General features: G+C 38.4%; 16 protein-coding genes. 14 read left to right on the top strand and 2 right to left on the bottom strand.

What is annotated here, in order from left to right; translation table 11 throughout:
* The first annotated feature begins 169 nt into the window (after positions 1-169).
* Entirely contained in the window at positions 170-790 is a 621-nt protein-coding gene (locus tag FIB07_06965) for a hypothetical protein (GenBank protein ID NJD52594.1), read from the top strand.
* A 497-nt stretch (positions 791-1287) separates the two neighbouring features.
* Here FIB07_06965 and FIB07_06970 read toward each other — a convergent pair whose 3' ends face one another.
* Entirely contained in the window at positions 1288-1593 is a 306-nt protein-coding gene (locus FIB07_06970; protein ID NJD52595.1) for a hypothetical protein, read from the bottom strand.
* Between the two features lie 146 nt (positions 1594-1739).
* On the opposite strand from FIB07_06970, the gene FIB07_06975 reads away from it, so the two are divergent.
* The 3 genes from FIB07_06975 to FIB07_06985 are packed head-to-tail and all read left to right on the top strand — an operon-like array spanning position 1740 to position 3173.
* Positions 1740-2078: an MjaI family restriction endonuclease gene (locus FIB07_06975; protein ID NJD52596.1), complete on the top strand. Its 339-nt coding sequence runs from the start codon at positions 1740-1742 to the stop codon at positions 2076-2078.
* Positions 2057-2386, top strand: a complete 330-nt coding sequence (locus FIB07_06980) for an MjaI family restriction endonuclease (protein ID NJD52597.1) — start codon at positions 2057-2059, stop codon at positions 2384-2386. The genes FIB07_06975 and FIB07_06980 overlap by 22 nt, the downstream gene beginning before the upstream one ends.
* Positions 2387-2438: 52 nt before the next feature.
* Positions 2439-3173 (top strand): MjaI family restriction endonuclease, encoded by a 735-nt coding sequence (locus tag FIB07_06985; protein ID NJD52598.1) that lies wholly within the window; start codon positions 2439-2441, stop codon positions 3171-3173.
* Here FIB07_06985 and FIB07_06990 read toward each other — a convergent pair.
* Positions 3170-4279, bottom strand: coding sequence for a site-specific DNA-methyltransferase (locus tag FIB07_06990; GenBank protein NJD52599.1), 1110 nt, complete (start codon positions 4277-4279; stop codon positions 3170-3172). The genes FIB07_06985 and FIB07_06990 overlap by 4 nt on opposite strands.
* Before the next feature lie 220 nt (positions 4280-4499).
* On the opposite strand from FIB07_06990, the gene FIB07_06995 reads away from it, so the two are divergent.
* The 10 genes from FIB07_06995 (at position 4500) to FIB07_07040 (ending at position 14266) form a co-directional block, all read left to right on the top strand.
* A complete protein-coding gene (locus FIB07_06995; protein NJD52600.1) occupies positions 4500-6017 on the top strand; it encodes a glycosyltransferase family 39 protein in 1518 nt (505 codons plus the stop codon).
* Positions 6018-6094: 77 nt separating this feature from the next.
* A complete protein-coding gene (locus FIB07_07000) occupies positions 6095-6517 on the top strand; it encodes a rhodanese-like domain-containing protein (protein NJD52601.1) in 423 nt (140 codons plus the stop codon).
* Between the two features lie 167 nt (positions 6518-6684).
* Positions 6685-7011 carry an ATP synthase archaeal subunit H gene (gene ahaH / locus FIB07_07005; protein ID NJD52602.1) on the top strand — a complete coding sequence of 109 codons (327 nt, stop codon included), beginning with the start codon at positions 6685-6687 and terminating at the stop codon, positions 7009-7011.
* Positions 7004-8971: a V-type ATP synthase subunit I gene (locus FIB07_07010; protein ID NJD52603.1), complete on the top strand. Its 1968-nt coding sequence runs from the start codon at positions 7004-7006 to the stop codon at positions 8969-8971. Before ahaH ends, FIB07_07010 begins: the two co-directional genes overlap by 8 nt.
* A gap of 5 nt (positions 8972-8976) precedes the next feature.
* Positions 8977-9207 (top strand): ATPase, encoded by a 231-nt coding sequence (locus tag FIB07_07015; GenBank protein NJD52604.1) that lies wholly within the window; start codon positions 8977-8979, stop codon positions 9205-9207.
* Positions 9208-9220: 13 nt separating this feature from the next.
* Complete coding sequence (locus tag FIB07_07020; protein NJD52605.1) at positions 9221-9772, top strand: V-type ATP synthase subunit E; 552 nt, start codon at positions 9221-9223, stop codon at positions 9770-9772.
* A gap of 8 nt (positions 9773-9780) precedes the next feature.
* Positions 9781-10800, top strand: coding sequence for an ATP synthase A1 subunit C (gene ahaC, locus FIB07_07025; protein ID NJD52606.1), 1020 nt, complete (start codon positions 9781-9783; stop codon positions 10798-10800).
* The gene (locus tag FIB07_07030) at positions 10801-11100 is read left to right on the top strand and encodes a V-type ATP synthase subunit F (protein NJD52607.1); all 300 of its coding nucleotides are present in this window, start codon (positions 10801-10803) and stop codon (positions 11098-11100) included. It abuts the gene before it with no gap.
* A 33-nt stretch (positions 11101-11133) separates the two neighbouring features.
* Positions 11134-12870, top strand: a complete 1737-nt coding sequence (locus FIB07_07035) for an ATP synthase subunit A (protein ID NJD52608.1) — start codon at positions 11134-11136, stop codon at positions 12868-12870.
* A 1-nt stretch (position 12871) separates the two neighbouring features.
* Positions 12872-14266, top strand: a complete 1395-nt coding sequence (locus FIB07_07040; GenBank protein ID NJD52609.1) for an ATP synthase subunit B — start codon at positions 12872-12874, stop codon at positions 14264-14266.
* Position 14267: the final 1 nt, after the last annotated feature.

The raw sequence follows: 14267 nt of genomic DNA on the forward strand, positions 1-14267 counted from the left end.
AATAATCCCTTTCGAAGATTAATTGGAGGAAATCATGGCAACTGAAAAAATGGCAAAATTGGTTCAATTGGGATATATTGGTGGCATATTAATAATAGTTGGCTTTTGGTTAGTCTTTTGAATTAATTTTTATCCGTTTGATCGACTGCTAAATATTTTATCGATTACCATGATGACATTACTTGTTTTTTTAGTGATTCTTTTTGGTTTGTTTGGTGTTATTTCCACACAATTTATGGGACAATATAGAGAAGGATATAATATATGGATTAATGATATTGTTTATAATAAGAAAAATGAGAAAAATGAGTTATGCAGTAGAATAGAATCTTTAACAAGGGAGATATGTTGGATTAATGACTTAGCAATGGGCGTTATATTTATGATCATAATTTCTATCGTAATAATCTTTATAACTTATATTGCAACTTGGTCATTAATTATAGACGAAAGAGAGAAATTTATTTCTTATTCATGCATTTTCCTCACATTTATGATATTTATTGCGGTTCCAATAATTTTACAATTTATTTTAAAAGTAAATGTTATAAATCCATCAAAATCAAGTGGCATAGATAGAAAATTATTTGAGGTATGGAAAAAGCATAAATGTTTCGAAATTAAAGAAAAAGAATATATTTTAAAATTTGAACCTCATAGATTATATGAGTTACTTTTTGAATATTATAAAATAAATGAAGAAAAAGGAATAAAAGTTAATATTCCTCAAGAGTTAATAAACGGATTAAAAGAGAAATATGAAAGGAAATCGGTTTTTGGTCTTCCGTAGGCATCTTCAAGTGTTTGATGCTACAAAGAAAGATTTTATAATCAAATTGTGTTGAATGGTTTTTCTTGATTTTAAAATAGAAGCGTATTTAAAATATGCAAAGACTTATTTGTAAATTAGTGGTAGAAATCACACCACTAGCATATATCATCTACTAATCACGCGAAAAAGATATTTCTGGATTTTTGCGCCCCTCCCCGGTGGCTCTCCGAAGGTGCAGGCTAAGCCCGCATCCTCTGCGGAGGACGAGCCGCTTAAGAGTGAGTGGGTTGGGCGATACTGCGAACTGCGCAGAGTCGCGTTTAAATGTTTCCTACGGTTGAAGCTGTCATGCAGTACGGGCGCAGTAATTAGATCTTCTATTCCGTTTCACGCAAAAGAATATCCATGGTTACCTCCCTGTCATGGAAAACTCTATCATGCTGTTTCGAGACGTTTCCAGGATGTACGGGGTTATGATTAATTTTAGTTATGTTTAGACCTTATAGCGTACCTAATCATTTATTCACTTCAATGACTTCTTCATTTATACCATATACTAATTTTTTTATCGTAGAATCATATGTTTTCTTTAGTAATCCTGAAGTCACCATAATTTCTAAATTTCTATAAGATGTCTCGATATTGGAATAGATACCCTCCATTTCAGCTTCCTTGTGAAATGAATCTAAAGACATTTTCCGATCTTCTCCTATAAGCAAAAGTGACTTGATTCGTGATTCGTTAGATAAAGCATTACTTATTACTTTAATTCTTTCAATATTTTTATCATTAATCTCTAATACTACTTTCAAAAATCTCATTAATTCTACTATATGATTTACGTTATTTTAATTATTTTTACACTTATCATAACTTTATGTTATAATATATAAACTTTTTACTAATAATAGTAGAAAACTGTTTTAACCCACAACATCTTTAAATTGTTTTGAGAAGGATTAATAAAATGCCATTAGCAGATAAAGAATTTATTTTAAATTATTCAATGAATCGTTGGCAACTTAATTTTAAAAAAAATGTGGGAGCTACTTCTGAGAATATTCGCAAATGCAAGCCAAATTCTATAGAAGAGTGGAAAAAATACTACTTTGAAAATGTAAGGTCAAGAGACCACATAACAGGTTTAGGGAAAAAACTATACAAAGAAATTACTGAATCTGTCGCACATGAAAAGCGATTTCATCCAGATTTGTTAAATACAGTTAATGAACAAGATTGCATTGATTATATGTTCAATTTAGTCATAAAAAGGACATATGATGGATATCGGAGGGAATTCGGTTGAATGGAATCGAAATTTGTGGATATCAATTCATCCCGGCGCCCGATGAATGGGATAGATTGTATAGTGTTGATTTCTATCTAAAAATTGGTGAAAGATATGTGGGGATACAGGTCAAACCACACAGCTATAATAGCCCTTCGGTCTATGGTAAATTTAAAGGGAATCTAAGAAATCAACATAGAAAATTTCTTGTGGATTTTGGTGGAAAAGTCTTTATGGTTTACAAAGATAAAAAAGGAAATCATCTTAACACAGATATTTGTTCAGAAATTCACGCAGAAATAGAACGAATTAATAATCTCATATAATGGTTAAGTAAATGGATGAATTTGTAAATACTCTCGATGAGCAGAAATTTAGATCGACCATGCGTTATGGAATGATTTATGTCTTAACGATACTTGGAGTGTTGGATATGTATCCACATTAATTGAGTCTCAAAGTTGTAGTGAAAAAGAAGATTGGGAAGCTTTTTATTATGAATCAGGAAATGAAAGAAAATCAAAATCTAAAGGATTTCCAGAAAGCATAGTCAATATATTGAATGATTCCTTGTTAAAGTACAAACATGAAACTAAATTAGATAGTCTAAGCTGGAAACTAAAAAATATTAATTTTCAGTATGGCAGAACTAAGGAAGAAATCGCAGAGAAGGGAAAAATACTATTTGAAGAATTAAATAAAAGGGGCAATAAATACGGACTATCTTTGATTGAATGTGTGGATTGTGTAAGATTTAGAACACTATGTGAAACATGGAACGGCATAATTATTAGGGAACATAATACAATCAATAATTTAAAAAAACTGTTACCTGATATTGAACTTCGAAAAGTTTCTGGAGAAATAGATCATAGATACGCTGTAGATTATGAACTTCTTAAAAATAACGTAGCAATATGCGGAATACAAATAAAACCTAAGAGTTACTTACGTGACTCGCTTTTTTTGAGAAAAGCTAAAGAAGCCAATAAAAGAAAGAATGACCAATATGGAAAAGATTATGGAGGAGACGTTTTATATATTTTTTCTCAAACAAACGGTGAAATAATAAACATGCAGATAATCAAACAGATTAAGAATTTACTAACTTAGAAATTTGAACACCCAAACTTTTGTTGAAGTGGACCAGAGTTCTTTATTTTAATAATTAGTTCAGGTATTTCTGCACTATAACTTACATCAAATTCGTTTTCATTGGAAGGCACAATCCCACTTATGAAGGGTAATGAGATGTTTGTCTCTTGATTGGTCATAACCATGAATCCATACTTTATGGATTTGTGCTTTAAAGCTCCCTTTTCTTCAACCCTATCATTGACAAACTGAATATGTCTTTTCAATCTGTCAAAAACTATTTCTTTAGAAAGGCTCATTATCTCATTCAGTCTAAAATCGATAACTTTCTGAAACTCAGGATCTATCTCATATCCTATTGAATTCCTTGCCGAGCACATTGCAGCCAGCATAGTGGTGCCGGTACCGAAGAAGGGATCTAAGACAGTGTCGCCCTGGACTGAATACATATTTATTAATCTGTATGCTAAATCGAACGGGTATGCTCCGGACCGCTCACGCAAGTCCTCATGATTTAACTTCTGTGAGATACCTTTCAAATCCTGCCAGATATCACAAAACCAGGAATTCCGCTCCTCCCAGAAGTACGCGCTTTGCTGCCTGTTTAGTTTCTCATCGGATTTGAAATTTCTGTTCCTCCCCTTGCGAAATATCAGAATATATTCATGTTCTAAGGTCACATACGCACTCGGCGGCAGCATACCGGATCCCATGAATTTATTGGGTTTATTTGTTTCTTTCCTCCAGATAATCAAAGGTAAAACCTGATATCCCATATTCTCAAAATGACAGGTTATACGGGAATGGTTTGCATAAAGTTGAAAATGTTCCCCTATTTTTCTTGTAGCGTCGCCTATATTAACACAGGCAATACTCCCTGGAGCAAGGACTCTGTCTACTTCATTCCAAACTTTGTTTAACTCATTGTGCATTATGGTATATGCTTTCATCCCATCTTCGTTTTGAAGTGCATTCTTAATCTCATGATTGAGATTAGAAAACTGTTCGTCCCACATTTCGATCATTGGATACGGCGGAGATGTCACAATTAGATTAACACTACCAGATGGAACATCTTTCATATCGCTGGAGTCTGCGAAAATAACTTTATGATTTGTCTTCATAACATGTTTACCTTTATCCATCCCTACAATAATAAAAATCAAGATTTGTTTATTGCCAAAACCAAAAACGGTTTAAAACTATAAAAATCTATTCGCTTGAATCAGGCCTTCATTTTACACTATTACTCTCATTTCGGTTAAGGGAATTAAGCATCGTTTTGAATCGAGATGATGTTACTTATAAATATTATCTGATTGTTAAAGTCCTGGGGCAGTCGATATGCAAAAAAAAATAGCATTCTTATGCGTGTTTGTAATGGCTTATACACTATATTTTATCGATCTTCCCCCCTGGTGGGACGGTGCAACAACAGCCATGACCGCACTGGATACTGTTAAAAACAATATAAACCTCTATGTGGATTTTTTCGGTAAACCCCCATTCATTTTTCTCTCACTTGGCACGTTATTTAAAATATTCGGATATTCGCCTGAAATGATTCATGTATTCATGATGGTATTTTCAATTGCAGCCATCATCTTTACATACAAAGCCGGGGAAATGCTTGCAGGCAAGGAAATCGCATGTGGTGCATCGTTTCTCCTTGCGTTTTCCCCCCTGTTCATCGCTCAGTCCGTAAATCTGAATTTTGATCTTCCGAGCATGGCTCTTTTGATGGCAGCTTATTATTTCTATTTAAAAGAAAATTATATTTTTTTAGCTATTTCCGGGATAATGCTTGTGATGATAAAAGAAATCGGGATTTTATTTATGGCAGCTATGTTACTTGGCACAATTTTAACAAATTATACCGTTTTAATAAATTATACACAGAAAAAAAAATTTAACAAATATAAATTAAGAGATATTTTTGTAGCACAGTTAATTCCGATCTTAGTATTCATCGGCTGGGCATACGGGAACTATACAAGAAGGGGCTGGTTCCTCTTCCCAAGGGATTCCCCAATAATGAATTTTGACTCAATATTTAATGAAAATCTCATTATGCGCTCTGAACAACTGTTCGTAATAAATTATAACTGGATATTGGCTGTTCTGATAATATGTTCTCTTCTAATCTGGTTTTACAGACATAGACAGTGTGGAATCTTGGATCATGAAAAAATTAAGGTGCTTTTGCCTTTGATCTTGTTCTTCTTCCTGTTTTTCATAACTGTGGCACCTATCAGGGATTTTAACCTTCCAAGATATGTGATAGTCCTGTATCCTGCATTCTATCTGGAATCTGCATGGGCAATATCTAATTTATCAGGAAAGAACAGGAAATTGTTCGCAATAATCATTGTTTCTATGGTTCTTCTGTTTGCAGCCCAGTCTGTATATAGTGTTTACAGCCAGAACCCTTATGTTTTCCTTGACCCTGCCACACAAAAAATATACGGGGAAAACCCTTCACTGACCCTGGATGGTTCAGGTGTAATGGAGATCAATTTGAAGTATGTGGATTATGTGAAAGCTGATATCGAACTCATTGGTTTTATCAATACAACCGGATCGACTCCCTTAATATTAAACCGTTTCAATCATTATGGCATTTTCGGGGCTGCCAATAAAGGAATAGACATCGGGTACGGACAGAAGTCCCACAGGGAATATAAAGAACTGGGTGATTTCTACAGGTCACCTTATACAATCTCATATCCTGCTATCCTTGTTATCGAGAATTTCAATATGTTTGATCTTGAAAAGCTATATAATATGTATAATGTAACATTATTGAAACAGATACGGGTAAATGGTGTAGGTGCGGATGTTTATCAGATAGATAAAAATTAGTCTTAGTGTCCAGCCTGAAAAAAATAGAATAGAACGACCCGTATTTCTTAATACATAGTAGAAATAAAGGATATATTATGGAGATATTTAAAATTATTATTCTGGGTATAGCTATCCTGGCAATATTTTCGGGATGTGTGAGCTATACAAAACCAACTATGAAAAACCAATACCAATATACAGATGTCAGTGTTCAGCAGGCAAAAGGGATGATCGACCGCCAGGAAGTATTTATTCTTGATGTAAGGACAGAGGGAGAGTATGCAGCAGGACATATCAAAGGTTCAACATTACTGGCAGTCCAGGATATCCCGGAACAGGAACTTGCAGAAAAGCTAAAAGAACTCCCGAAAGACAGGAAGATTCTCGTTTATTGCAGAAGCGGTAGTCGTAGCGCAAAGGCCAGCGGGGTACTTGCAGAAAATGGATTTACCCAGGTTTACAATATGCAGGGCGGGATCACAGGGTGGCTGAATGCCGGATATGAAGTTGAAAAATAAGCCTTCATAAAGAATGCCTATCTACGAGCATTTAAAACGATTTATCATTTAAAATAGTGATGCGCAAGCGCATAAGTTCAGTTAAAACCGAATAATTTAAGTAGGTGGTCTTCTATGCAGAATCAAATTCAAAACGGAGCTATTATTTTAGATCATAGAGGAATTAAATGACAAGAGCTGAAATTTTATCTGATATCAAACAGGCTGAAGATGAAGCCAAAGGTATGGTAATTCAGGCGCAAGAAGCCAGAAGCCAGAAAGTAAATGAAGCGAGATCAGAGGCCAGAAAGATTCTAAAATCTGCAGAAGAAGAAGCATCTAAATATTATATGACTGAGATTGGAAAAGCTCGGGAAGAAAGCAGGAAAGAAAAAGAAAAGCTCATAAAGAAAGGATATCAGGAAGCAGAAGAAATTAAATTAAAGGCCAAAAAGAATATCCCGAAAGCTGCGAATTTTATTGTAACCGAATTTGAGAGGGCGGCGAATGCTTAAACCCACAAAAATGACAAAGGTCGTTATAGCTGGCACAAAAGACCAGATAGAGCCAACTATTTCAATACTTCATAAGTTGAATGTACTTCATATTACTGATTTCTCAAAAGAAACTGAAGATTTCAAGATCGGCCGTCCATTAAAAACAGCATCTAAATTCTCAGAGCATCTTCTTTCTCTCCGGGCGATTTCCAACCAGCTGGGACTTAAGGAAAGCGAACCCGGGAAATTAACCAAAGTAGAATTATCTTCAGATATTGATGAAAAGATCACAAATCTCCAGAAAGAGGTTTCGTCCCGTTTTGATGAATTAAGGAATATTGAGTCAAGGCTGAAAGAAAAAGAAGACCTGTTATCTTCGGTTAAACCTTTCTTTGGACTGCCTTTATCTCTGGAATCTTATACCGGATATGAAACTTTAAAAGTGTATACAGGTTACATAGATATTGACCTTGAATCCAGGGTTAAAAAAATTACCAGTAATTTTGAATTATTCTCAGGGGAATATGAAAAGAGAAAAATTTTTGTCCTTTTTATTCCGAAAGCATTTGAAACAGAGGTCCAAAAACTCCTTCAGGAAGAAAGAACCTATGTTGAAATAAAGGTTCCCCAGTTAAAAGGCAATCCACCAGTGATAGTGGATGAACTCACAAAAGAGATAACCGGCCTTAAAGAGAAATATTCTTTAATAAAAACAGAACTTGATAAATTAAAAGAAGAATATTCCGAATTCATAATTGCTACCGATGAACATCTTTCAATTGAAACTCAGAAATCGGAGGCACCTTTAAAGTTTGCCACGAGTCCGAATGCTTTTATCATAGATGGCTGGGTCCCATCGAATAAATTTGATGAAATAGAAGCTGAATTGCATAAAAACACAGGCGGAAAAGTATATTTAACCAAGATCGTGGAAGATGTGAACGAAAAGGAAGTTCCGATAGAGCTTGAAAATCCAACGGTTGCAAAACCTTTTGAACTTCTGATCAATACTTTTTCAACCCCAAGATATGGAGAGATAGACCCATCATTATTCCTATTCGTTACATATCCATTGTTTTATGCGCTCATGCTGGGGGATGTGGGATATGGTATAATCGTAACAGCACTGGGTTTAGGCTTAATGCGGAAATTTAAATCCGGAGGACTCAATGCAATAGCATTGATATTATTAATTGCAGGAGTACTCTCGACAATTTTTGGTGTGATTTACGGAGAATTTTTTGGGTTTCCCATATTCGATATAGAATCCAATGGACAGTTCGAACCGGGAATATTGGGTGCGGGTCCTTCAATAGCAGGGATACATTTGCCTGTACATCGTTTAGGAGAAGTAAAACCATTGCTTATATTGTGTTTTGCCATAGGTATATTCCATGTTCTTCTTGGATATGCCATCGGATTCAGGAATCAGGTCATAGAGCATGGTCTAAAGCATGCGATCTATGCAAAGGGAAGCTGGATGATGATATTAATTGGTGGAGTTACAATAATAGCAAAGGTAATGCCGGCAATGATGTCAAAATCGCCAATCCAAACAGGTGATACGATACTGGTTACAGGAACGGTAGTAGCGATCATCGGATTGATTCTTTTGATTAAGGGTGAAGGTTTTATTTCAATACTTGAATTACCCACACTTCTGAGTAATATATTATCATACTCAAGGATACTGGCAATAGGACTTTCTTCTGCAGGAATAGCACTTGCAGTAAATAAAATTGCAATGAATCTCTTCATAGAGCCGGGTGGGATTTTAATGGGTAAGGGAATATTAGTAGCCCTGGCGGGTGTAGTAGTTTTGTTCATTGGGCATGTAATAAACCTATTATTGGGAATACTTGGCCCGGGACTTCATTCATTGAGACTTCAGTATGTGGAATTTTTTACTAAATTTTATGAAGGGGGCGGTGTAAAATACCTTCCCTTTGGTCATAAACGAAAATTTACGGAGGAATAAAAAATATGGTAGTAGATGCTGGAATGATAGCAGTTGGAGCAGGAATAGCAGTAGGACTTTGCGGAATTGGAGCCGGTATGGGTGAACAGGCCATCGGAGCCGCAGCAGTAGGCGCAATGGCAGAAGATGAAAAATTCTTCGGTAAAGGACTTTTAATGACAGTTATTCCCGAATCCATAGCAATTTTCGGACTTGTAGTCGCTTTGATCTTGTTGTTCGTTTTCAACACTGCTTAGAAAGTGAAAATATATGGGACTTGATGCGATAGTTGAAGAAATAAAGGCCAAGGGCAAAAATGAGGCAGATAGGATAAGCGGTGAAACCTATCAGGAAGTTTCTAAGATTATTGCAGATGCCCGGGCCAGCGCAGATAAAATAAAAGCTGCCAAACAGGAAGCTGTGAAAAAAGAAATTGAGAGAATAAAGCAGCAGGAACTGTCAAGCGCCAATCTTGAGGTCAAAAAAGCAAAACTCAATGCCCGCAAGGAAATCCTTGATGAGGTCTATAAGGAAACCAGGGAACTGATCTTGAACCTGCCGGCTGAGAAGAACCAGAAGATCCTGAAATCGATCATCGAAAAAAACCAGTCAGGAAACAGTAAAATATACTCAAGAAGTAAAGACAAATCAACAGTTTCCAAAATGACAAAGCTGGAATTTGCAGGCGAGATTGACTGTATCGGTGGCGTTGTTATGGAGAACGCTGATGGAAGCGTAGTTCTGGATTTCAAGTATGATATGATCCTGAAAAATGTCAGTGAACAATCCTTAAAACAAGTTTCCGATATCTTATTCGGGTGAAAAAAGGAATGGTAAAATCACAAGCTGTCGAATATGCGTATATTGTGGCCAGGGTTCGGGCTATGAGAGGTAAACTTATCCCGAAGGAGATGTATCCCAAATTCCTTAACATGGATATACCTGAGATCACACGGTTCATCGGGGAATCTGAATATAAGGATGAGGTTGATGAACTTGGAAAGAAGTACAGGGGTACTGACCTTTTTGAACATGCATTGAACCAGAACCTGGCTTTGACTTACCGCAAATTGATCGAAGTATCCCAGAATGAAGCAAACTATATAATAACGGAATATCTTCGTTATTGGGACGTATGGAATATAAAAACCATACTGCGCGGGAAATTCTCAGGAGCAAGCGAAGAGGAAATCCTTGAAGATGTGGTCTCTGCGGGCCAGTTAAGATACAGGGATCTATTGGAGCTAATCAAGATCGGAAGTGTAGAAGGGGTTATTGCAGCTTTATCAAAAACACCCTATTATCCTGCACTTTCCGGTTATAAAGGAGTTCTGGCCGATATCGAGAACAATCTGGATAAACTATATTATGCTAACCTTATAAAAGCAGGCGAGAGTTCGCAAGACCACTTTTTCCTGAAGTTCCTGAGGACAGAAATAGATTTGAAAAACTTAAAGACACTCTTCAGGATGAAAAGTGCGGGAATGGAACGCGAGGAAATCCTCAAACTCTTGATTCCAGGAGGTATTGAACTTAAAGAAGCACAGCTTGGGAGGCTTGCAGCGCTATCTTTTCCTGAATTTGTGAGGGCTCTTGAAGAATATTCCTACTGGAAAGCAATAGCAGACATAAGTAATGATCTGGCTTCCCTGATCAATATTGAAACCCGGCTTGATAAATATGGTCTTATCTATGTTACCAGGATATCATATTATTATCCGCTTTCAATCCTTCCGGTTCTTGATTATATAGTGAGCAAGAAACTCGAAGTTGATAATCTGCGAATCATTGTACGAGGAAAAGAAACAAAACTCCCTGAGGAAATAATAAAAGCCCACCTGGTGATGTAGATGGAAATAGCAGTCGTTGGAAATAGTGATTTCGTTATTGGATTTCGGCTTGCAGGCATCAAGAAAATTTTCGATGCAACGTCAAGTGATATAGAATCAAAGATCCAGAGTGTATTGAATGATAAAACCGTGGCTATTCTTGTTGTCCATGATGATGACCTGAAAATGTTACCCACACATATGCAACAAACACTTGATGACTCAGTTGAGCCAACAGTGATAGCCATCGGCGGAAAGGGTGAGAGTACAAACCTCAGGGATAAGATAAAACAAGCGGTGGGTGTAGATCTCTGGAAATAATACTAATTAAAATTAAAATAGCAGGTGTCACAGATGAAAAATAAAGGTGAAATTTATAGGATATCAGGACCTGTCGTTATTATCACCGGCTTAACTACCAAGATGTATGATGTGGTAAAAGTCGGGAATGAAGGCCTGATGGGTGAGGTAATAGGTATTGAAGGAGACAAATCCACGGTACAGGTTTATGAAGAAACATCGGGAGTAAGACCCGGCGAACCTGTAGAAAATACCGGCATGTCCCTGTCTGTCGAACTCGGACCCGGACTTCTTGAGAGCATATACGATGGTATCCAGCGCCCTCTTCCTGTATTAAAGGACAAGATGGGCGACTTTATTAAACGTGGTGTTTCTGCGAACGGCCTATCTCGCGAGAAAGAATGGGATTTTGTCCCTACTGTTAAAAAAGGCGATAAAATTAACGGCGGGGATATAATAGGAACAGTCCGGGAGACATTGAATATCGAGCACAGGATTCTTGTCCCGCCCACAGTTTCAGGAACCATAAGTGAAATAAAGAAAGGAAAATTCAAAGTTGATGAAGTGATCTGTACCCTTGAAGACGGCAAGGAACTCACAATGATGCAGAAATGGCCTGTAAGGAAGCCAAGGCCGGTAAGCAAAAAAATGACACCGGGCACACCATTGATCACAGGCCAGCGAATCCTTGATGGTCTCTTCCCTGTTGCAAAAGGCGGGACAGCAGCAATCCCCGGTCCATTCGGAAGCGGAAAAACAGTTACGCAGCAGCAGCTTGCAAAATGGAGCGATACAGAGATAGTGGTATATATCGGGTGCGGCGAACGCGGCAATGAAATGGCGGACGTTCTATATGAATTCCCTGAGATCAAAGATCCGAAAACAGGCCGGCCTTTAATGGAGCGGACTGTTCTTATCGCAAATACATCCAATATGCCAGTGGCAGCAAGGGAAGCTTCGGTTTATACAGGAATTACTATTGCCGAGTATTACAGGGACATGGGATATGATGTATCCCTGATGGCAGATTCAACATCACGCTGGGCAGAAGCAATGAGAGAAATATCCTCACGTCTTGAAGAAATGCCGGGTGAAGAAGGATATCCCGCTTATCTTGCAGCAAGGCTATCAGAATTCTACGAGAGGGCAGGAAAAGTAAAAGCACTTTCCGGAAAAGAAGGCTCAATTACAGTCATCGGGGCAGTTTCCCCTCCCGGTGGTGACTTCTCAGAACCGATTACGCAGAATACACTTCGTATCGTCAAAGTATTCTGGGCTCTTGATGCCAAGCTTGCCCAGAGGAGGCATTTCCCCTCAATTAACTGGCTTAACAGTTATTCATTATATACCAAAGCTCTTGGGCCATGGTATGATGAAAAAGTTTCTCCTGACTGGGTAAAAATCAGGAATGACGCAATGGAACTTCTCCAGAAAGAATCGGAACTCCAGGAAATTGTCCAGTTGGTGGGTTCAGATGCGCTTCCCGAAGACCAGCAATTGACCCTTGAGGTTGCAAGAATGATCCGTGAATATTTCCTGCAGCAGAATGCCTATCATGAAGTTGATACGTTCTGCCCCATGGATAAGCAATTCAAACTATTGAAATCTATCATGTCATGGGGCGATAAAGCCCATAATGCCCTGGATAGCGGTGCGCCTATTGAAGATATAATCAAATTAAAATCAAAAGACGACCTTGCCAAAGTCAAATATGAGAAAGAATTCGACAAAGCGCTTGGTGTGATCCAGAAAACCATGGAAGATGAGTTTGCAAAACTAAGAGGTAAGTAACATGACAAAAGAATACAAGACAATCAACCAGATCGCAGGCCCGCTTATCTTTGTGGAAAAGACAGAACCGGTTGGTTACAATGAACTGGTCAATATCAATCTTCCGGACGGGACCACCAAAAGAGGACAGGTACTGGATACTTCAGATGATATCGTTGTAGTACAGGTTTTTGAAGGAACAGGCGGCCTTAACAGGGACTGCGGTGTCAGGTTTACAGGCGAAACGATCAAACTGCCGGTTTCAAAAGACCTTCTTGGAAGGATCTTATCAGGAGCTGGCGAGCCCTTAGACGGCGGGCCGCGCATCGTTCCTGAGGACAGGCTTGAAATAACAGGCGCTGCTATCAATCCTTACGCAAGACTTCCGCCCAAGGATTTCATCCAGACAGGCATATCCACCATCGATGGAATGAATACGCTTGTCCGGGGACAGAAACTTCCGATCTTCTCAGGTTCCGGTCTTCCTCACAATGAGATAGCACTTCAGATCGCCCGGCAGGCCAGGGTGAGGGGCTCAAATGAACCATTCGCAGTAGTATTTGCTGCAATGGGTATTACCAATGAGGAAGCCCAGTACTTCATGGCTGACTTTGAGCGGACGGGTGCACTGGAGCGCGCAGTGGTTTTCCTGAATCTTGCGGATGACCCGGCTGTTGAACGTCTCATCACGCCAAGACTTGCGCTTACTGCGGCTGAGTATCTTGCATACGAACACGATATGCATGTACTCGTTATCCTTACGGATATCACAAATTATTGCGAAGCGCTGCGCCAGATGGGTGCAGCAAGAGAAGAAGTGCCGGGAAGAAGAGGTTATCCGGGTTACATGTACACTGACCTTGCATCACTATATGAACGCGCAGGCGTAGTAAAAGGAAGAAAAGGATCAGTTACCCAGTTCTCTATTTTATCCATGCCTGGTGACGATATTACGCATCCGATTCCGGATCTTTCAGGATATATCACCGAAGGCCAGATAGTCATTTCAAGGGAACTCCACAGGAAAGGAATATATCCTCCAGTAAATGTACTGCCATCATTATCAAGACTGATGAACTCCGGAATTGGCGCAACAAGAACAAGGGAAGACCATAAAGCTGTGTCTGACCAGTGTTATGCGGCATATGCAGAAGGCAAGGACTTAAGAGGCTTGGTTGCTATCGTGGGCAAGGATGCCCTTTCTGATCGAGATAAGAAATTCCTTGAATTTGCGGATATGTTCGAAGACAGGTTCGTGCGCCAGGGCGTTGATGAGAACAGGGATATAGAGACAACTCTGGGCATAGGCTGGGAGCTGCTTGCAGAACTACCTGAAGCACAGCTCACAAGAATAGATAACAAGTATATCCAGAAATACCATCCGGCCCATAAGGCAAAGGAAGGAAAGCAAGAGTAGT

It is taken from the genome of Candidatus Methanoperedens sp., assembly GCA_012026795.1.
Classification (GTDB): Archaea; Halobacteriota; Methanosarcinia; order Methanosarcinales; family Methanoperedenaceae; genus Methanoperedens.